Origin of the sequence: Pseudarthrobacter phenanthrenivorans Sphe3, from assembly GCF_000189535.1 — a bacterium.
GTDB lineage: Bacteria > Actinomycetota > Actinomycetes > Actinomycetales > Micrococcaceae > Arthrobacter > Arthrobacter phenanthrenivorans.
This window is the reverse complement of the sequence record NC_015145.1, coordinates 2,405,463-2,425,878: the sequence shown is the minus strand read 5'-3', so window position 1 is coordinate 2,425,878 and position 20,416 is coordinate 2,405,463. Positions and strand designations below refer to the sequence as shown.

At 66.1% G+C, this 20,416-nt stretch carries 14 protein-coding genes and 1 riboswitch; of the genes, 11 read left to right on the top strand and 3 right to left on the bottom strand.

The window, feature by feature from the left end; genetic code table 11:
* Positions 1-16 precede the first annotated feature (16 nt).
* Together clpX and ASPHE3_RS11240 are read left to right on the top strand one after the other, a co-directional pair.
* Complete coding sequence (gene clpX, locus ASPHE3_RS11245; protein WP_013601336.1) at positions 17-1,297, top strand: ATP-dependent Clp protease ATP-binding subunit ClpX; 1,281 nt, start codon at positions 17-19, stop codon at positions 1,295-1,297.
* An 82-nt stretch (positions 1,298-1,379) separates the two neighbouring features.
* On the top strand, positions 1,380-1,994 hold the full coding sequence (locus ASPHE3_RS11240; protein ID WP_013601335.1) for a mycothiol-dependent nitroreductase Rv2466c family protein: 615 nt from the start codon (positions 1,380-1,382) through the stop codon (positions 1,992-1,994).
* 349 nt (positions 1,995-2,343) lie between these two features.
* On the opposite strand, the gene valS is transcribed toward ASPHE3_RS11240, so the two are convergent.
* A complete protein-coding gene (valS, locus tag ASPHE3_RS11235) occupies positions 2,344-4,965 on the bottom strand; it encodes a valine--tRNA ligase (protein WP_013601334.1) in 2,622 nt (873 codons plus the stop codon).
* A 116-nt stretch (positions 4,966-5,081) separates the two neighbouring features.
* Between valS and ASPHE3_RS11230 the strand changes: the two genes are divergently transcribed.
* The gene (locus tag ASPHE3_RS11230) at positions 5,082-5,840 is read left to right on the top strand and encodes an SDR family oxidoreductase (protein ID WP_041652111.1); all 759 of its coding nucleotides are present in this window, start codon (positions 5,082-5,084) and stop codon (positions 5,838-5,840) included.
* A gap of 3 nt (positions 5,841-5,843) precedes the next feature.
* On the opposite strand, the gene ASPHE3_RS21230 is transcribed toward ASPHE3_RS11230, so the two are convergent.
* Positions 5,844-6,902 (bottom strand): endonuclease/exonuclease/phosphatase family protein, encoded by a 1,059-nt coding sequence (locus ASPHE3_RS21230; protein WP_013601332.1) that lies wholly within the window; start codon positions 6,900-6,902, stop codon positions 5,844-5,846.
* Positions 6,903-7,225: 323 nt separating this feature from the next.
* Here ASPHE3_RS21230 and ileS point away from each other — a divergent pair, with 323 nt between their 5' ends.
* The 4 genes from ileS to ndk all read left to right on the top strand — a co-directional run bounded on the left by ileS (position 7,226) and on the right by ndk (position 12,871).
* Positions 7,226-10,555, top strand: coding sequence for an isoleucine--tRNA ligase (gene ileS / locus ASPHE3_RS11220; RefSeq protein WP_013601331.1), 3,330 nt, complete (start codon positions 7,226-7,228; stop codon positions 10,553-10,555).
* Complete coding sequence (locus tag ASPHE3_RS11215; protein WP_013601330.1) at positions 10,552-11,910, top strand: bifunctional folylpolyglutamate synthase/dihydrofolate synthase; 1,359 nt, start codon at positions 10,552-10,554, stop codon at positions 11,908-11,910. The genes ileS and ASPHE3_RS11215 overlap by 4 nt, the downstream gene beginning before the upstream one ends.
* A 3-nt stretch (positions 11,911-11,913) precedes the next feature.
* Entirely contained in the window at positions 11,914-12,381 is a 468-nt protein-coding gene (locus ASPHE3_RS11210) for a DUF4233 domain-containing protein (protein WP_013601329.1), read from the top strand.
* 67 nt (positions 12,382-12,448) lie between these two features.
* On the top strand, positions 12,449-12,871 hold the full coding sequence (gene ndk / locus ASPHE3_RS11205; protein WP_013601328.1) for a nucleoside-diphosphate kinase: 423 nt from the start codon (positions 12,449-12,451) through the stop codon (positions 12,869-12,871).
* Positions 12,872-12,948: 77 nt separating this feature from the next.
* Here the strand turns inward: ndk and ASPHE3_RS11200 are convergent, their stop codons facing one another.
* Positions 12,949-13,620 carry a vitamin K epoxide reductase family protein gene (locus tag ASPHE3_RS11200; RefSeq protein WP_013601327.1) on the bottom strand — a complete coding sequence of 224 codons (672 nt, stop codon included), beginning with the start codon at positions 13,618-13,620 and terminating at the stop codon, positions 12,949-12,951.
* Between the two features lie 440 nt (positions 13,621-14,060).
* On the opposite strand from ASPHE3_RS11200, the gene ASPHE3_RS11195 reads away from it, so the two are divergent.
* The 4 genes from ASPHE3_RS11195 to rpmA all read left to right on the top strand — a co-directional run bounded on the left by ASPHE3_RS11195 (position 14,061) and on the right by rpmA (position 20,328).
* The gene (locus ASPHE3_RS11195) at positions 14,061-17,654 is read left to right on the top strand and encodes an Rne/Rng family ribonuclease (RefSeq protein ID WP_013601326.1); all 3,594 of its coding nucleotides are present in this window, start codon (positions 14,061-14,063) and stop codon (positions 17,652-17,654) included.
* 141 nt (positions 17,655-17,795) lie between these two features.
* A riboswitch (TPP riboswitch) is annotated at positions 17,796-17,893 on the top strand.
* A 7-nt stretch (positions 17,894-17,900) separates the two neighbouring features.
* Positions 17,901-19,430 (top strand): bifunctional hydroxymethylpyrimidine kinase/phosphomethylpyrimidine kinase, encoded by a 1,530-nt coding sequence (thiD, locus tag ASPHE3_RS11190; RefSeq protein ID WP_013601325.1) that lies wholly within the window; start codon positions 17,901-17,903, stop codon positions 19,428-19,430.
* 264 nt (positions 19,431-19,694) lie between these two features.
* Positions 19,695-20,003: a 50S ribosomal protein L21 gene (gene rplU, locus ASPHE3_RS11185; RefSeq protein ID WP_013601324.1), complete on the top strand. Its 309-nt coding sequence runs from the start codon at positions 19,695-19,697 to the stop codon at positions 20,001-20,003.
* 61 nt (positions 20,004-20,064) lie between these two features.
* Positions 20,065-20,328 carry a 50S ribosomal protein L27 gene (gene rpmA, locus ASPHE3_RS11180; RefSeq protein ID WP_009372867.1) on the top strand — a complete coding sequence of 88 codons (264 nt, stop codon included), beginning with the start codon at positions 20,065-20,067 and terminating at the stop codon, positions 20,326-20,328.
* Positions 20,329-20,416 lie beyond the last annotated feature (88 nt).

Below are 20,416 nucleotides of genomic sequence, written 5' to 3'. Positions count from 1 at the left end.
ACTAAGGGGTTCACATATGGCTCGGATTGGCGAGAGCACGGATCTGCTGAAGTGCTCTTTCTGTGGAAAGAGCCAGAAGCAGGTGCGCAAGCTCATTGCCGGGCCCGGTGTCTACATCTGCGATGAGTGCATTGAGCTTTGCAACGAAATCATCGAAGAAGAGCTGGCGGAAGTTGCGGACCTGGGAAGCTTCGAACTGCCCAAGCCCCGCGAAATCTTCGATTTCCTGCAGGAGTACGTCATCGGCCAGGAGCCGGCCAAGCGTTCCCTCGCCGTTGCCGTCTACAACCACTACAAGCGGATCCAGGCCGGGCATGCACCGAAGTCCGGCAGCCTGGCCGACGGCGGCCACCACGACGACGTTGAAATAGCCAAGTCGAACATCCTCCTGATCGGGCCCACCGGCTGCGGCAAAACCTACCTCGCGCAGACGCTCGCCCGCCGCCTCAACGTGCCGTTCGCGGTGGCCGACGCCACGGCCCTGACGGAGGCCGGCTATGTGGGTGAGGATGTGGAGAACATCCTCCTCAAACTTATCCAGGCCGCCGACTACGACGTCAAAAAGGCCGAGCAGGGCATCATCTACATCGACGAGATCGACAAAATCTCCCGTAAGAGCGAAAACCCCTCCATCACCCGCGACGTCTCGGGCGAGGGCGTCCAGCAGGCGCTCCTGAAGATCCTGGAGGGGACGGTGGCGTCCGTTCCGCCGCAGGGCGGCCGGAAGCACCCCCACCAGGAATTCATCCAGATCGACACCACCAACGTGCTGTTTATCGTGGCGGGCGCCTTCGCCGGCCTGGAGGAAATCATCGGCTCCAGGTCAGGACGGAAGGGCATCGGCTTCGGCGCGCCCCTCAACGAGGCCAGCAAGAAGGTGGACTCCTACGGCGAGGTCATGCCGGAGGACTTGCTGAAGTTCGGACTGATCCCGGAATTCATCGGTCGGCTCCCCGTGATCACAACGGTCTCCAACCTGGACCGCGACGCCCTGATCCAGATCCTTTCCACGCCCAAGAACGCGCTGGTGAAGCAGTACCAGAAGATGTTCCAGATCGACGGCGTGGAGCTGGTGTTCGATGAAACAGCGCTCAACGCCATCGCCGACCAGGCGTTGGAGCGCGGTACCGGCGCCCGCGGCCTGCGGGCCATCATGGAGGAGGTCCTGCTTCCCGTGATGTTTGATCTCCCCAGCCGCGAAGACGTGGCAAGCGTCGTCATTACCGAGGACGTCGTCCTGAAGGGCGCTGAGCCCACCATGATCCCGCATGTGACCAAGCGCCGGAAGTCTGCCTGATCCCCGCACAGCGCCCTTAACCGCAGCACCACTTACACGTCGTGGCTGCCCTGCGCCACTGAGACCAGCGAAGGAATTCCCTATGACTGAGCCCGTAAAAAACAAGGCCGACTTCTGGTTCGATCCGCTGTGTCCTTTCGCCTGGATCACCTCGCGCTGGATCGGTGAGGTGGAAGGCGTCCGCGACATCGAAACGCAGTGGCACGTCATGAGCCTGGCCGTCCTCAACGAAGGCCGCGACCTTGAACCCGGCTACCGCGAATCCATGGATAACGCCTGGGGCATGGTCCGCGTGATCGTTGCCGCCCAGGAGCAGCATGGCAAGGGCACGGTCAAGGCACTTTACGATGCCATGGGCACGTTGATCCATGAGCAAGGCGAAAAGGATCGCGACCTTGTGATCAGCAAAGCACTTGCTGAATGCGGCCTTCCCGCATCACTGGCCGGAGCCGCGGCCACAGACGCCTATGATCCCCAGCTCCGGGCCAGCCACGAGGAGGGCATCTCCCTGGTGGGCCAGGACGTCGGAACCCCGGTGGTGGCCTTCAACGGGACAGCCTTCTTCGGCCCTGTCCTGACCCGCATCCCGCGCGGCGAGGAGGCGGGCAGGCTGTGGGATGCCACCACCGCGATCGCTTCCTACCCGCACTTCTTCGAACTGAAGCGGAGCAGGACCGAACGCCCCGAATTCGACTAGGACCACTCCCTCCGGCAGGACCCGGCGGGAGGGCAAGGAGCCCCGGCAGAACTACTCGTTTGTAGTTCTGCCGGGGCTCTTGCGCATGGGGGTGGGCGGGACAACAATAGTTCTTACCCACTTCGAAAGAAGGGGGACGCAGAAACCAAAGATTCAGTGATATGCATCCGACGCAGCCATCGGCAAAGTCAGGATGCAAGCTACAAGTGACGAACGTAGGAAGACCTGAAGATCCGAGGATTCTGCCAGACCATCAAGACGTCACCGGATGGCCGAAAAGTCGAAGCCCCACCAACGGCAAAACGCTGATGGGGCTTCCCCTTTGCCCGGAAACAGGGCCCGAACCTCCCTAGGCCTTGGCCGGCTCCTCTGTCGGAGCCAGCGCCACGTCGGTTACGGCCAGCTCACCCTCACCCACCACGAGCGAGATTTCGCGGGCATTCGACGCTGCCTTCAGGTCAGCCAGGCCGGCCTGCAGCTGCGCGGCCAGCTCTTCGGGTGCCGTGATCGTCGCGGAGAGCACCTCGGTGCGTTGCTTGACCTTCGCCTCGGACTTCGCCTTGCGGACTCCGCTGAGGGCCAGCCCCACGGTGGCAAGCATGCCGGTGTCACCCCCCGGTACCTCAAGCGCGGCCGGCCACTCTGCCCGGTGGACCGAGCCCTTGCGCCACCAGCTCCATACCTCTTCGGTGGCGAAGGGCAGGAACGGCGCGAAGAGCCGCAGCAGGGTATCCAGGGTGGTGGCGAGTGCGGCCAGCACCGACGCCTGCTCGGCTTCGCCGGCGGCGCCGTACGCCCGGTCCTTGATCAGCTCCACGTAGTCGTCGGTGAACTGCCAGAAGAAGCTTTCGGTGATCTGGAGTGCCCGGGCGTAGTCGTAGTTCTCGAAGGCCCTGGTGGACTGGGCCACCACCTCGGAAAGCTGCGCCAGCACTGCCCGGTCCAAGGGATTGGCCAGGACGGCGAGGTCGTCCGAAACCACAGAGTTCTCGGTGGCACCGAGGTTCAGCACGAACTTCGAGGCGTTCAGCAGCTTGATGGCCAGGCGGCGCCCGATCTTCATCTGCGCAATCTCATAGGCGGTGTCGGCACCGAGCTTCGCGGAAGCAGCCCAGTAGCGGACGGCGTCGGAGCCGTATTCCTCCAGCACGTCGGTGGGGACCACCACGTTGCCCTTGGACTTGGACATCTTCTTGCGGTCCGGGTCCAGGATCCAGCCGGAGATCGCGGCGTGCTTCCACGGTGCGCTGTTCTCCAGGGCATCGGCGCGGACCACGGAGGAGAAGAGCCAGGTCCGGATGATGTCGTGGCCCTGGGGGCGGACATCGAACGGGAACACCTTGGCAAAGAGGTCCTCGTCCCGCTTCCAGCCGCCCACGATTTTCGGAGTCAGCGAGGACGTGGCCCACGTGTCCAGGATGTCGGCGTCCCCGGTGAAGCCGCCGGGAACATCGCGCTGCGCTTCCTCGTAGCCAGGTGCGGCGTCAGCCGCCGGGTCAACGGGCAGCTGTTCGTCCGAGGGGACGATGGGGGAGTCGTAGTCGGGGTTGCCGTCGGCGTCCAGCGGATACCAGACGGGGATGGGCACGCCGAAGAAGCGCTGGCGGGAGACCAGCCAGTCACCGTTGAGGCCCGCGATCCAGTTCTCGTAGCGGGAGCGCATGAAGGCGGGGTGGAAGTCGATTTCGTGACCCCGGGCGATGAGCCGTTCCCGGCGGTCCTCGTCGCGGCCGCCGTTGCGGATGTACCACTGGCGTGACGTGACGACTTCCAGGGGCTTGTCGCCCTTTTCGTAGAAGTTCACCGGGTGCATGATCTTCTTGGGTTCGCCATCCAGCAGCTCTGCTGCGGTGAGGAGCTTCACCACTTCTTCCTTGGCGCTGAAGACGGTCTTGCCTGCGATGGCGGCAAAGGCCTGGCGGCCCTCGTCGGTGGTGATCCACTCGGGCGCCTCGCTGATGATCCTGCCGTCCCGGCCCACGATGGCGCGGGTGGGCAGCTGCAGTTCGCGCCACCAGGTGACGTCGGTCAGGTCGCCGAAGGTACACACCATGGCGATGCCGGAGCCCTTGTCCGCTTTGGCGAGCGGGTGGGCCTTGACCTCAAGCTCCACGCCGAACAGCGGGGACGTGACCTTCTTGCCGAACAGCGGCTGGTACCGTTCGTCGTCGGGATTGGCCACCAGCGCGGCGCAGGCCGCGAGCAGTTCGGGGCGGGTGGTCTCGATGTAGATCTTTTCCCCGTCCCCGGTGAAGAACGGGTAGCGGTAGTACGCCCCCGGAACCTCGCGGTCCTCCAGTTCGGCCTGCGCAACAGCGGTCCGGAACGTGACGTCCCAGAGGGTGGGTGCCTCGGCCATGTAGGCGTCACCGGCGGCCAGGTTGGCCAGGAAGGCCCGCTGGGACACCGCCCGGGAGTTGTCGTCGATGGTGCGGTACGTCAGTTCCCAGTCAACGGAAAGGCCCAGCGTCTGGAAGAGGTTCTCGAAGACCTTCTCGTCCTCAACCGCCAGTTCTTCACACAGTTCAATGAAGTTGCGGCGGGAGACCACGTCAAAGTCCCGCTGGTTCTTGGCGGGTTGCGCCGGCGGCTGGTAGTCGGGGTTGTACGGGATGGAGGGGTCGCAGCGGACGCCGTAGTAGTTCTGCACCCGGCGTTCGGTGGGCAGGCCGTTATCGTCCCAGCCCATGGGGTAGAAGACGTTCTTGCCGGTCATGCGCTGGTAGCGGGCCAGCACGTCGGTCTGCGTGTAGGAAAACATGTGTCCCACGTGCAGCGATCCGGAGGCGGTGGGCGGAGGTGTGTCGATCGAATAGACCTGGTCCCGGGTGGTCTCCCGGCGGAACTTGTAGGTCCCTTCGGTGAGCCACCGCTGCGTGAGGGCAGCTTCAAGGCCCTCGAGGGCCGGCTTGTCCGGAACGTTGATGGGGGTGGTGGTGGGCGTGTCTGTACCCTGTTTGTCTTCAGCCATCTGCCAATTGTTTCATGTCCCGGCGGTTCCCCCGCCCGTCGGCAGGCGGCCCGGCCGCGTTCATCAGGCGAAACGGTCCGGGGCCGCGGCGCTGCTGTCACCGCTAGGGTGGTGCCATGACTGACGATTTTCAGAAAAAGGCAGCTTTGGTGACCGGTGCTAGCAGCGGAATCGGGGAGGCCACCGTCCATGCCCTGGCAGCTGAAGGGTGGAAGGTCTTTGCCGTGGCCCGCCGCGCAGAACGCCTTGCCGCCCTGGAAAAGGAGACCGGCGCCGTCGGCATTCCTGCGGATATTTCAGAGGACGACGACGTGTCCCGGCTTCTGGCGCAGGTCACCGAAGCCGGCGGCATCGACACGCTGGTCAACATTGCCGGTGGTGCCCGGGGCGCCGACCCAATCGGTTCAGCGGACACGGGCGACTGGGAGTGGATGTACCGCGTCAACGTACTGGGCACCATGAAAATCATCCGGGCCTTCCTGCCCATGCTGCGCTCCCACGGGGAAGGCACGGTGCTCAACCTGACCTCCACCGCGGCGCTGGCCCCCTACGAGGGCGGGGGCGGCTACAACGCCGCGAAGTCCGCCCAGCAGGCCCTGACGGGGGCGCTCCGGCTGGAAGAGGCCGAACACAACGTCCGGGTGATCGAGGTGGCACCCGGGCTGGTCCAGACCGAGGAGTTCGCCCTGAACCGGCTTGGTGACCGGCAGGCCGCCGACAAGGTCTACCAGGGAGTGGAGAAGCCGTTGACGGCGGACGACGTGGCCGAAGTGGTGCGATATGCCGTGAGCGTTCCGCACCACGTGAACCTGGACCGGATCGTGGTCCGGCCGGTTGCCCAGGCCGCCAACCACAAGCTCATCCGGAAGGGATAACGGCTACGGCACCACCAGGCGGGCCACCACAGCTGCATGGTCCGTCCCCGGCAGGGCCACCACCTGGAAATCGGTGACCGTGATGCCCGGACTCACCAGCACATGGTCCAGGGCAACGAACGCGGGAACGGCCGCATTGACGGGCCAGGTGGGGGCAAGGGCCTTGCCGGTGGCCTGGGCGGCGTCGGTAAGTCCGGTGCCCAGCAGTTCACGGAACTCGCGGTGGTCCGCACTGGCGTTGAAGTCGCCGAGGAAGATGGCCTGCCGGCCGGCTGGCACGTCCCGCCACAGCCCGCCCAGCTGCCGCAGTTCGGACCGCCAGAACGGTGTGTGGCCGGGGCGCGGGGAGTCCACGTGGACTGCCGTCAGGTGGACGGGTGCGGATGCGGCAGGGACCGTGGCCACGGCACGGGTCTGGTAGAACACTGAGCCGTGCACGCGTTCCGACTGGTCCAGGGGGAACCGGGAGAAGAGGGCACTTCCGGTGCCGGCCCAGTCCACGTCCAGGGCGCGGGCCGGCAGCAGCTCGCCCAGCCCGGCCGCGTCCAGCTCCTCCAGTCCGGCGGGAGCCAGCTCCGGCAGCGCCAGGATGTCCACGCTCCGGTTCCGGGCTTCTGCAACGAGAACGTCGGGGGCGATGCCGGTGGAGCCGACATTCACCGCCATAACCGTCAATTGCTGCCCGCCCGGCGCCGCCCCGGCCCTGGCCGCGGCAGCCGACCGGGCTGCAGCGGCAGTGCCTCCCGGCGGCAGCACACGATCCAGCACCGCGCCGAGCTGGATGGCCAGTACTCCGGCCACCAAAGCTCCACAAAAAGCCCTGCGGGTGCCGGGATGCAGCCATAGGGCTGCCACGGCGCACGCAAGTCCCGCCGTCGTGGCCGCCAGGCTCGCGGGAAACACCGACAGCAGCTGTACCCAGGGTGTCCCGATGTCCCACGGAACCAGGCGCAGGAGAACCAGTCCGGCACCGGGCGCGGCCAGGAGAGCCGCTGCGAACAGCCACCAGCGCCCCCGCCGCCGGGGCCTCCCGGGGCGCGTGCCGCCGTCGTAGTTCCGCATAGGCTCCATTATTGGTGGCCGGGCCACGGAAATAGTAGACTCGAAGTCGGCTACGACCCGGCAATCACCGGTGAGCTTCCGGAAGAACACGCGGACCGCCCTGCAGGGGCATCGCGCCAGTAGAACCGGACGGGTAAGCCCGTCACAGCAGTAACGAGTGGCCGCCGCGGCGCCGTTCCCCCGGGAACGCACAGCGACGGTAAGTGAGGTGGTACCGCGGTGAGCGTGGAGTCCGGCGGACAACACAGCAACCCGTCCTCGCATCCTGAACGGAACAAACGGCGCGAGCCGCCAGTTCGCCACGCTCAACCCAGGATGTCGACATGACGTATTACCCCAAAGCCTCAGCCTCCACCTCTGCCAGCGGTACTGCAGGTGTTTCCGCCTCCGTGAAGTTTCCGGAGATCGAAGAGCGCATCCTGAAGTACTGGGACCAGGACGGCACCTTCCAGGCCAGCATCGACCAGCGCAGCGCGGACAAGCCCGGCGGCGAGCCGGGCAGCAACGAGTTCGTGTTCTACGACGGCCCGCCCTTCGCAAACGGGCTTCCGCACTACGGCCACCTGCTCACCGGCTACGCCAAGGACCTGGTGGGCCGCTACCAGACCCAGCGCGGCAAGCGCGTGGAGCGGCGCTTCGGCTGGGACACGCACGGCCTGCCCGCCGAACTGGAGGCGATGAAGCAGCTGGGCATGACGGACAAGACCCAGATCGAAGCCATGGGCATCGACAAGTTCAACGACGCCTGCCGCGCCTCCGTGATGAAGTACGCCGACGAATGGCGGAACTACGTCACGCGGCAGGCACGCTGGGTGGACTTCGACAACGACTACAAGACGCTCAATGTCGAGTACATGGAGTCGGTCCTCTGGGCCTTCAAGCAGCTGCACGAGAAGGGCCTGACCTACAACGGCTACCGCGTGCTTCCGTACTGCTGGAAGGACGAGACGCCGCTGTCCAACCACGAACTTCGGATGGACGACGACGTCTACAAAAACCGGCAGGACCAGACCGTCACGGTCACCTTCCCCATCACGGCGGGGGAGTCGGACCTGTCGAAGCAGCTCGCCGGCGTCCAGGCCCTCGCCTGGACCACCACGCCCTGGACCCTCCCCACAAACGCTGCGCTCGCCGTCGGGCCTTCCATCACCTACGCCGTGCTTCCCGCGGGCCCGAACGGGATCAAGGCTGCGTCCGGGGAGGCACCCGTGACGGGAAGCTTCCTGCTGGCCGCCGACCTGGTGGGCAACTACGCCAAGGACCTGGGCTACGACGACTTCGAAGCCGCCCAGGCAGCCGTGGTGTCCACGCACACCGGTGCCGAGCTGGAGGGGCTTGCCTACGAGCCGCTGTGGCACGACTTTGCCGACAACGAAAAGTACGGCATGGAGAACGCCTGGCGCTTCCTGGTGGCCGACTACGTCACCACCACCGACGGCACCGGCATCGTCCACCAGGCCCCGGCCTACGGCGAGGATGACCAGAAGGTCTGCGAGGAAGCCGGCATCCCCGTCATCCTTTCCGTTGACGAGGGCGCAAAGTTCCTGCCCCTGTTCAAGCACGGCGACCTGCATGACATCGTGGGCCTGCAGGTGTTCGAGGCCAACAAGCCCATCACGCAGGTGCTCCGCGCCCAGGGCCGCCTGGTCCGCCAGGCCAGCTACGAGCACAGCTACCCGCACTGCTGGCGCTGCCGCAACCCGCTGATCTACCGCGCCGTGTCTTCCTGGTACGTGGAGGTCACCAAGTTCAAGGACCGGATGTCCGAACTGAACCAGGAGATCAACTGGATCCCCGGGAACGTCAAGGACGGCCAGTTCGGCAAATGGCTGGAAAACGCGCGCGACTGGTCCATCAGCCGCAACCGCTACTGGGGCAGCCCCATCCCGGTGTGGCAGTCCAGCGACCCCGAATACCCCCGCACCGACGTCTACGGCTCCCTCGCCGAGATCGAGGCGGACTTCGGCCGGCTGCCGCTGAACAAGGACGGCCAGGTGGACCTCCACCGGCCGTTCATCGACGAGCTCACCAGGCCCAACCCGGACGATCCCCGCACACCGGAAGAGGGCCAGTCCGTGATGCGCCGCGTGGAGGACGTGCTGGACGTCTGGTTCGATTCCGGCTCCATGCCGTACGGCCAGGTGCACTACCCGTTCGAAAATGAAGCCTGGTTCGATACCCACAACCCGGCTGACTTCATCGTGGAGTACATCGGCCAGACCCGCGGCTGGTTCTACATGCTGCACATCCTTTCCACGGCGCTCTTCGACCGGCCGGCGTTCCGGAACGTCATCAGCCACGGCATCGTGCTGGGGTCCGACGGGCAGAAGATGTCCAAGAGCCTGCGGAATTACCCGGACGTGTCCGAGGTCCTGGACCGCGACGGCTCCGACGCCATGCGCTGGTTCCTCATGTCCAGCCCCATCCTTCGCGGCGGCAACCTGGTGGTCACCGAGCAGGGCATCCGCGACGGCGTCCGCCAGGTGATCCTGCCGCTGTGGAACGTGTACAGCTTCTTCACGCTCTACACGAACGCTGCCAACGGCGGGGCCGGGTACGACGCGCGGCTCCGCTATGACGGCTATGCAGACACGCTGGACCAGTACCTGCTGGCGAACACCGGCGAACTTGTCAGCACCATGACCGAACGCCTGGACGAGTACGACATCTCGGGCGCCTGCGACGCCCTGCGCAGCTACCTGGACATGCTCACCAACTGGTACGTGCGCCGCAGCCGTCAGCGGTTCTTCGACGAGGACCAGGACGCCTTCGACGCGCTCTTCACGGCGCTGGAAACGGTGGCCCGTGCGGCCGCCTCCCTGCTGCCGCTGGTGTCCGAGGAGATCTGGCGGGGCCTCACCGGCGGACGCTCCGTGCACCTGGCCGACTGGCCGGATGCGGCACTGTTCCCGGCCAATCCGGACTTGGTCCAGGCCATGGACAAGGTCCAGCAGATCTGCTCCACGGGTTCCTCGCTCCGCAAGGCTGCGAACCTCCGTGTCCGACTTCCGCTCCACGAGCTGACCGTGGTGGCACCGGGTGCCGACGCGCTGGAAGGTTTTGCCGGCGTCGTCGCGGACGAACTCAACCTCCGCTCCGTCCGCCTGCTGGATGCTGCGACGGCATCGCCTGAGGAGTTCGGGATCCAGCAGAAACTGGTGGTCAACGCCCGGGCCGCCGGCCCGCGGCTCGGCAAGAACGTCCAGCTGGCCATCAAAGGCTCCAAGTCCGGTGACTGGTCCGTGGACGACGACGGTGTGGTCACCGCAGGCGGGCTCCAGCTGGAACCGCAGGAGTACACCCTGGAAACCGTCGTTGCGGAGTCCGACGGCGGTGCCGCCTCCACCAAGGCAGTGGCAGTCCTGCCCGGCGGCGGCTTCGTGGTCCTGGACACCGAGGTCACGCCCGAACTGGAAGCGGAAGGCCTGGCGAGGGACATGGTCCGCGCCATCCAGCAGGCACGCAAGGACGCCGGACTCAACGTCAGCGACCGGATACGGACCTCCGTGACCGCCCGGCAGAACGTCGTCGACGCCCTGCTGGCAAACGCCGGCCTGGTCAAGGGCGAGACCCTGACCGTGGACCTCCTGGCGGAACCCGGGCACCTGGACGAGCCCGCCGTCGTCGTGGAAAAAGTGGAGGCCGGAGCATGAGCGATTATTTCTCGGTAGAGAGTGTCTACGCAGAACTGCTGGGCCGGGCACCGGAAAACAAGATGGAACCCCGGCTGGCCCCGCTGTTCCGGGCCATGGACGTGCTGGGGGAGCCCAACAAGGCGTTCCCGATCATCCACGTGACCGGAACCAACGGCAAGACCTCCACGGCGCGGATGATCGAATCAGTCCTGCGCGCGCATGGACTGAGCACGGGCCGCTACACCAGCCCCCACCTGACCAAGGTCACCGAACGGATCAGCATCGACGGCCACCCGGTTTCCGACGAGACCTTCGTCCGCATCTGGGACGAAATCAGGCCCTACCTGCAGATTGTGGACTCCGAGTTGGAGGCCGAGGGACAGCCCCGGCTCACGTACTTCGAGTGCCTCACCATCCTCGGCTTCGCCATCTTCGCTGACCAGCCGGTGAACGTGGCCGTCATCGAAGTGGGCCTGGGCGGGATCACCGACGCCACCAACGTGGGGGACGGCCAGGTCTCCGTCATCACGCCCATTTCCCTGGACCACACGGACCTCCTGGGCGACACCACGGAAGACATCGCCCACGAGAAAGCCGGCATCATCAAGCCCGGCGGTTACCTCATCAGTGCTGCCCAGCCGCTGGACGCCGCCCAGGTCCTGCTCGAGAAAGCCAAGGACGTGGGCGTCCCGTTCCGGTTTGAGGGTGTGGAATTTGGCGTCGAGTCCCGGACCGTAGCGGTGGGCGGCCAGATGGTCACCATCCAGGGGATCGCCGGCCGCTACCCGGAGCTGCTGGTGCCGCTGCACGGCGCCCACCAGGCCCAGAATGCCGCAGTCGCCGTGGCAGCCCTCGAAGCCTTCTTCGGCGGCGAAAAGGAACTCGACTTCGAGGTCCTGCAGGAGGGCTTCGCCGGCGTGACGTCGCCGGGCCGGCTGGAGGTGGTGCGGACCGCGCCGACCATCATTGTTGACGCCGCGCACAACCCCGACGGCATCAAGGCCTCCGCCGCCGCCCTCCAGGAAGCCTTCACCTTCACCCGGCTTGTCCCGGTGGTAGGGGTGCTCAAGGAAAAAGACGCGGAGGACATCCTCCGCCAGCTCAAGGAATCCCTCGGCGGGCTGGCAGAGGAATTCTGCTTCACGCAGTCCAACTCCCCGCGTGCAGTGCCGGCAGCCGAACTTGCCGAACTCGCGGTTGAGCTCGGCTTCGGCGAGGACAACGTGCACATTGCGGAGAAGCTCGACGACGCCCTGGAATGGGCGGTGGAGCGCGCCGAAGCCAATGACGACCTCTCCGGCGGAGTCCTGGTGACCGGATCCATCACGCTGGTGGCCGAGGCCCGGATCCTGCTCGGGAAGACGGAGGCGTAGGGTATGGCCAGGCTGACCAAGGCCCAGCGTGAATGGCGGCCCGGAATGCCGAAGAAGCGCCGGTCCACCAAGGTGCTGTTTGCCTCCACCGTGCTTCTGCTGGAAGCCTTCGTGATGTTCTTTGCCACCCTGGCGGTGTTCGGGCTGCGCCGGGGGGAATTCGCGCCGGAGCTGATCCTGGGCGTCGGAATCGCCCTGAGCGTGGTGATGATCGTCGCGTGCGCTTTCCTGACGAAGGCCTGGGGCATCGGCTTGGGCTGGATCCTGCAGCTGGTCCTGATCCTCACCGGAATCTTTGAACCTGCCATGTTCCTGGTGGGCGCCCTGTTCGCGGCAGCCTGGTGGTACGGCATCCGCACTGGAATCCGGCTGGACAGGGAAGCCGCGGACCGTGCCCGTGAGCAGGCCAAGTGGGAGGCAGCGCATCCGGACCAGGCCGCCGGGCCGGGCCAGCAGCCGCAGGCCCCCTGACCTAAGGCCGGCTGCTCCGGCCACGTAGACTTGACCCCGAAACCCATCCCAACGCATTGGAGCAGTTGTGACCACTGAGCGCACCCTCGTCCTGATCAAGCCCGACGGCGTCGCCCGTAACCTCACCGGCGCCATCCTGGCCCGGGTCGAAGCCAAGGGCTACATCCTGGCCGACCTGAAGAAGGTTGACGCCTCGCGTGAACTCCTGGAGCAGCACTACGAGGAACACGTTGGCAAGCCGTTCTACGAGCCGCTGGTGGAATTCATGCTCAGCGGCCCGGTTGTTGCGGCCATCTTTGAGGGCCACCGCGTCATCGAAGGCTTCCGCTCACTGGCCGGGACCACCGACCCCACCACGGCAGCACCCGGAACCATCCGCGGCGACTTCGGCCGCGACTGGGGCCTGAAGGTGCAGCAGAACCTGGTCCACGGCTCCGATTCCACCGATTCTGCCGAGCGTGAGATCAAGATCTGGTTCCAGGAATCCTGACCTTCCCGAGCTGACAGATAAGGCCGATGTTCTTCGTGAACATCGGCCTTATCTGTCATCCGCGGGTGCGTGTGCAGCTAGAATCCCGAAGTCCCGGCGAAGACCTGGATGAACGCGAAGAAGATGGTGGCGATGACCGCCACATACAGCAGGGCGGTGATGATCCAGCCCGAGTCGCCAAGGACGCGTGCTGCGGTGGAGGGTACGGGAATGACCCCGGCGGAAATATTGCGGATGGTCACCCACACGAACAGCGGAATCATGGCGGCCCACACGACCATGCAGAACGGGCACAGGATGTGGATCACGTAGAGGGCCTGGGACCAGAGCCAGACCACGAACGCGAAGCCCAGCGTGACGCCGGCCTGCAGGCCCAGCCAGTACCAGCGGGCAAAGGTGGCTCCGGCGAGCAGCGACATGCCTACGGTGATGGTGATGGCGAACGCTACGATGCCGATAAACATATTTGGGAAGCCGAACAGCGAGCTTTGCCACGTCTGCATCACCTGCCCGCAGGAGATCCACGGGTTAACGTCGCAGACCGTAGTGTGGTTTGGATCCTTGAGGACCTCCAATTTCTCCAGGACCAGCGCTCCGGAGGCGAGCCAGCCCACCACTCCGGTGATGACCATGAGCCAGCCCAGGGGCCGGTTCCGGGTCATGGGTGGGCGGCCTCCGGACGTACTGCTGTCCGGATTTACAGTCCGTTCCGGCGCGTGGGTGCCGCTGACGGGGGAAATGCTGGGCATTGGCAAGGCGTCCTTTTTCATCGGGTGCTCTTGCCCGATTGTAACGCCGGCGGCTGGAAAGACGTTCCAGCCAAGGGAAGAAGTGCATGGGCCTCCGCCGGGAAATAGCCGCGGTATGAGAGAATGAACGTGGCTGGAACCCGACCCACATTCGGATTGCAGTCCGGTGGCTTGTTCGCAAGACCGCCAGTGATGAGCAGCGCAGGCTTGGGATTCTTCAATTCCAACTCCCGCAACTCCATTGGGCGGCACCTGGTTGTGGCACTTGGAACAACGGGTTTTAGGACATCCTGCCGGCCCCCACGGGCTGCCGCACCCCACTGCCGGTGCGAACCTGGGGGTATCCACTTGACTTCTGTCAACGCCTGCGGGTTTTGACAATATGTGCCCCAATGGGTGCCGGATGTGGCGGTACGTCAGGGGCAGGAGTGTTGCCACACATGGATAATGAACAAGTTTTAGCCGTTAACGATGAAGCAGCGGACACGGGGGCAGGGGCCACGCCGCCGAAGAAGGCCACGAGGACCCGGCGGAAAGCCGCTCCGAAAGCCGACGCTGCACTGATCCCCGAAGCCGAGGTTTACGGCGCGGGGCAGGACGCCGCCACCACCCCGCCTGCCGCAGGCGCCGATACTGAAGGCAACGAGGCCAAAACACCCGCGCGCCGCACCCGTTCACGGAAGACGGCAGAGCCGGCGGAGCCGCTTCCGGCCTTCGCCGCCGAGGAGGGCGCCTCCGCTGCCGTCGACGCCGACGGTGCACAGGGTGCCGCCGGGCCGGTTGCCTCCGGGCCGGCCGTCGCCGCGGCGGAAGAAAAGCCTGTCCGACGACGCCGCGTCGCCACCCGCAAGACCTCTGCCCCTGCGGCAGAGGCAGCGGCACCGGCAGCTCCCGAGGCCGTGCCGGAAGCAGCGGCACCCGAAGCGGCTGCATCCGAAACGGAACTTTCCGCAGCGGCCCATCCCGCCGGGGAGGTTGCCCAGGTGTCCAACGCGGCTGGACCCGCGGGACCGGCTGTTGAAGAGCCTGGCGCTGCACAGCAGGCAGAGGCAGCGGAGCAGGCAGCTGAAGACGACCAGAACGAGACCGCACAGCAGCCGGAAGCAGCCGATCAGGGAGAAGCAGCGCAGCCGTCCGCCGGCTCAGGCGCAGCGGCCCCAGCAGAGGCCGCACGGACAGCAGCAACAGGACCGGCAGCAGCCGGCGCGGAACCTGCCCAGCCTGCCGCCCCTGCCAGCCCCTTTGGTTCCCTGTTCATGGAACCCGGTTCACCTACGTCCGTGCTGTTCCAGGCTCCCGATCTCAGCACAGTGGTGCGGCCCGCGCCGGCGCCTGCCGAAGAACCTGAAGAGGGCGGGTCGGAGGAGGATTCGGACGACGCCGGTAGCCGCCGCAGGCGCCGCGGCCGGGGCCGCCGCGGACGCAGCCGGGCCGAGCGTGACGCTGACACGGATCTTGACACCGACGACGCTGCCGACGCCGATGCCGCCGAGGACGCCGATGAGGAGTCAGCAGGCCAGCTGGAAGAGGGCGTGACGTCCCGCCGTCGCCGCCGCCGCCGCCGGGGCGACCAGGACCTCGAACTGTCGGGCGGGGGAGACGACGACCCGCCCAACACGGTGACGCGCGTCCGCGCGCCCCGCGCGGTCAGCGAGCCCGCCGTCAGCAACCGCGTCACCAGCGTCAAGGGTTCCACCCGCCTGGAGGCCAAGAAGCAGCGCCGCCGTGAATCCCGGGACACCGGCCGGCGCCGCACCGTCATCACCGAGGCCGAGTTCCTGGCGCGCCGCGAATCGGTGGACCGCCAGATGATCGTGCGCCAGCGCGACGACAGAATCCAGATCGCTGTCCTGGAAGACGGTGTCCTGGCCGAGCACTTCGTCTCCAAGACCCAGCAGGATTCCCTGATCGGCAACGTCTACCTCGGGAAGGTGCAGAACGTCCTGCCGTCCATGGAAGCCGCTTTCGTGGACATCGGACGCGGCCGCAACGCCGTGCTGTACGCCGGTGAGGTCAACTGGGACGCTGTGAACCTTGAGGGCAAGCAGCGCCGGATCGAAAACGCGCTGAAGTCCGGGGACACCGTCCTGGTCCAGGTGACCAAGGACCCGGTGGGGCACAAGGGTGCACGCCTGACCAGCCAGGTCTCGCTGCCCGGCCGTTACCTTGTCTACGTGCCCGGCGGTTCCATGACGGGCATCTCCCGCAAGCTGCCCGACGTCGAACGCAACCGCCTCAAGCGCATCCTCAAGGACCGGCTTCCAGAGCAGGCAGGCGTCATTGTCCGCACCGCTGCCGAAGGCGCCTCCGAAGAGGAGCTGACGCACGACATCAACCGGCTTCGGGCCCAGTGGGAGGGCATCGAAAGCCAGTCGCAGTCCACCAAGATCCTTGCCCCTGAGCTGCTCTACGGGGAACCGGACCTCACCATCAAGGTGGTCCGCGACGTCTTCAACGAGGACTTCTCCAAGCTGATCGTCTCCGGTGAGGAAGCCTGGGACACCATCGAGGCCTACGTCACCTACGTTGCCCCGGACCTGGTGGGCCGGCTCGAGAAGTGGACCAAGGACCAGGACATTTTCAGCGCCTGGCGGATCGACGAGCAGATCCACAAGGCCCTGGAGCGGAAGGTCTTCCTGCCCTCCGGCGGCTCGCTGGTGATCGACCGCACGGAGGCCATGACCGTGGTGGACGTCAATACCGGAAAATTCACCGGCAGCGGCGGCAACCTCGAAGAGACCGTGACCAAGAACAACCTTGAAGCCGCGGAGGAAGTGGTCCGCCAGCTGCGCCTGCGCGATATCGGCGGCATCATCGTCATCGACTTCATCGACATGGTGCTTGAATCCAACCGCGACCTGGTGCTCCGCAGGCTGGTGGAGTGCCTGGGCCGCGACCGTACCAAGCACCAGGTGGCCGAGGTTACCTCCCTGGGGCTGGTGCAGATGACGCGCAAGCGCATGGGCACCGGCCTGCTTGAAGTGTTCGGCGAGCAGTGTGAGGCCTGCGCAGGCCGCGGCGTGGTCACCCACGACGATCCCGTGGAGCACCGCCGCGCCAACATCGTTGCCGCCGAGCACCATGTGCAGCGCTCGGACAACCGTCCGGATGCCCGCGCCGAGAGCCACCGCACGGAGGGCCAGCGCCAGGACAGCAGCCAGCCGGGCGTCCGCCCCGACCGGAAGCGCCGCCGTGGCCGCGGCGGGCAGCAGCCGGACGTGGCCCCCGCTGCCGCGGTCCACGTGCACACAGTCCACCCTGACCAGGCCGACGCCGAGCGGCATGCCAAGGCGGAAGCCACCAGGCTGGCCCTCGCCAACATCGCCGCGGCTGCCCATGCTGCCCACCTGCACGACGATGAGGTGGCGGCAGCAAGGCAGGCGCCCCAGTCGCCGTCCCAGTCCCAGCAGCCCCAGCCGCAGGCCCAGCCTGCAGTACCGGCAGAGCCGGAGAAGCACGACGCCGATGCGTCGCGGCCGGCTGCGGTCCTGACGTTCGGCGGGGAGAAAGTTGTCCTGCCGTTCGTGGAGCATGCAGATGAGCCGCAGGCCAAGCCCGCGCTAACACTGGACCGGCTTGCGGAGGCGTTTGCCCACCTGGGCGAGCCCGCTCCCGCGGCGACTGCTGAACCGTCCGCACCCCAGGACGAGCCCGTGCACAGCCAGCCCGTGCACAGCCAGCCGGTTCTGGACCAGCCGGTCCTGAAGCAGCCGGTCCTGAAGCAGCCCGCCCAGGAGCGGCCGGTTCCTGCTTCCGCGGTGAAGGACTATTCGGACCACACGCTGGAGCAGTCCCGTCCCCGCAGGGCCCGCCGCAACCGGAGCGCCAGCCGCGCGCAGGGTGCAGCCAATGAAACCACCGTCCAGCAGCACGAGGGTGTTCCGGCCGCGGCGCCGGGACACTCCGGGTCCGGACATTCCCACGCGGCCAAGGCTCCTGAGCCGGGCCAGGCAGAGGCGGCCAAGGCAGGCAGCAGCAAGCCCGCAGAGGCGCCGATCATCCTGGGCGTCGGGGTCCCTGCCTCCGAGCTCTAGGACCCGGGAAAAGCCGGATGCCCGGCAAACCACGTATTGTGTGGCTTGCCGGGCATCCGTTGTTTAAGGGTCAGGGCTTTCTCCAGGTGCCAGTCGCACTGCGTCACCTTCCTCCTTCGGCCGGCAAAAAAGCTAGGCTGGGGAATCGACACGGGGTGCCGCGCAGAGAGCCGGCTGAGATCCACACCCGTTGAACCTGTCCGGTTAGCACCGGCGAAGGGATGTCTCTTGTCTACGACCCTTACAGTGCCCGCTGCCACCCCACACCCCGCGCCTGCCGCTGCGGACCTGGCCGGCCAGGGCCGGGACGTGCCACGCGTCCTGTCCATTGCCGGTTCCGACCCGTCCGGCGGCGCCGGCATCCAGGCCGACCTGAAAAGCATCGCCGCCCACGGCGGCTACGGCATGGCAGCCATCACCGCCCTCACGGCACAGAACACCTGCGGTGTGAGCGCAGTCCACGTCCCTCCCGCTGCCTTCCTCACCCGGCAGCTCGAGGCCATCAGTGATGACATCGTCATTGACGCCGTCAAGATTGGGATGCTGGGCGACGCCGAAGTTATTGAGGCAGTCCGGGGATGGCTCGCAAAGGTGCGTCCCGCCGTCGTGGTCCTGGACCCTGTCATGGTGGCCACCAGCGGCGACCGCCTGCTCCAGGAGTCCGCCGAAGCCGCCCTCCGCGGCCTGCTGCCCCTGGCCCACTTGATAACCCCCAATCTCGCCGAACTCGCCATGCTGGTGGGCGGTCCGGTGCAGGAAACCTGGGACGGGGCACTCGAACAGGGCAGGCAACTGGCCTCCGCCAGCGGCGCCACGGTCCTGGTCAAAGGCGGCCACCTTGCCGGGGACGAGTGCCCTGACGCGTTAGTCAATACCTCCGGCATCCTTGGTGAGGAAGTGGTGGTGGTTCCCGGAAAGCGGGTGGCTACGGCAAACAGCCACGGCACTGGCTGCTCCCTCTCGTCCGCCATGGCCACAGTCCAGGCGCGGCTGGGGGACTGGGAGGCGTCGCTCCGGGAGGTCAAACCGTGGCTGGCCGGGGCGCTGGAGGCCTCCGGCCGGCTGGGGGTGGGATCGGGCAGCGGGCCCGTCCACCACTTCCACCACGTCCGGGCGGATAAACCTGAGGGAAGTTTCGCGGCCGGGCTGTGGACGGAAGCGGAAAACGACCTGGCAGAGATCTACGCCCTGGAGTTCATCCGGGACCTGGTGTCGGGGACCCTGCCGGAGCACCAGTTTGCGTACTACCTCGCACAGGACGCCATCTACCTCAATGGCTACTCGCGGGTGCTGGCCAGGGCCAGCGCACTGGCGCCCACGGAAGCGGAGCAGCTTTTCTGGGCACGCTCAGCGCAGCAATGCCTTGAGGTGGAATCGGAACTGCACCGCTCCTGGCTGGCCGCCCGCCCGGTGTGGCCCGGGCCCGGCCCGGTGACCAAGTCCTACGTGGACCACCTGGTGGCGGCATCGGCGTCGGGCAGTTACGCCGTCCTCGCCGCCGCAGTCCTGCCCTGCTTCTGGCTGTATGCCGAAGCCGGGAAGGCGCTCCACGCCCAGTTCCTTGCTGCCGGGGAACCGGCCGGACATCCCTACGCGGACTGGCTCCGCACCTATGCCGATGAGGGCTTTGCCGAAGCAACCCGGACGGCGATTGCCGTGGTGGACCGCGCCGGACTGACCGCCTCGGACGCTGAAAGGGCCGCCATGGTGACCGCCTTCAAGCAGTCCTGCCGCTTGGAAGTGGAGTTTTTCGACGCGCCGCGCCTTCACTCCTGACTGCCGCCGGCGCCGCGCACCGGTAGTATGGTGGGGCGCCGGTCCGGCTGCGGAATTGTTGTGTGGTTCCTATCACAGACAACCCGCCGGGACCAGCCTCATTTGCGGCCGGAGACAAAACTAGCGTATTCTAGATCTTCGGTGCTTACGCCAACACTTGGGTTATGACCCCACGGCGTTGAGGCACAGCGAGAGCCCAGCCACTTACGGAGCAGGGTTCCGCACGCAAATTTGTAATAAACGTCGAGAGAAGTGAGTTCCCAAGTGGTGTACGCGATTGTCCGCGCAGGCGGCCGCCAAGAGAAGGTTTCCGTTGGAGACTTCGTTACCCTGAACCGCGTCGCCGGTGGAGCTGGCAGCACCATTCAGCTGCCCGCACTGCTCCTGGTAGACGGTGACAAAGTCACCTCCGCCGCTGCCGACCTGGCCAAGGTGACTGTCACGGCTGAGATCCTCCAGGACCTCCGTGGTCCTAAGATTGTCATCCAGAAGTTCAAGAACAAGACCGGTTACAAGAAGCGCCAGGGTCACCGCCAGGAACTGACCAAGGTCAAGATCACCGGCATTCAGTAACCACCGGTTACCGTTCAGGTTTTTCAACAGATTCCCCAGAATTTAGAGGCAGGCATTTCAGATGGCACATAAAAAGGGCGCGAGCTCCACTCGCAACGGTCGTGACTCCAACGCTCAGTACCTCGGCGTCAAGCGCTTCGGCGGCCAGGTAGTTTCCGCCGGCGAGATCATCGTCCGCCAGCGCGGCACCCACTTCCACCCGGGCGCCGGCGTTGGCCGTGGCGGCGACGACACCCTGTTCGCACTGACCCCGGGAGCCGTTGAATTCGGCACCCGCCGCGGTCGTCGCGTCGTCAACATCGTTGCTGCTGCAGCTGCAGAGTAACAAAGAGTTCTGAAGCGGTGGAGCGGGCCATACGGTCCGCTCCACTGTTCTTTTAACCGCATTACAATCGTCTTGGCGCCCTTGGGCG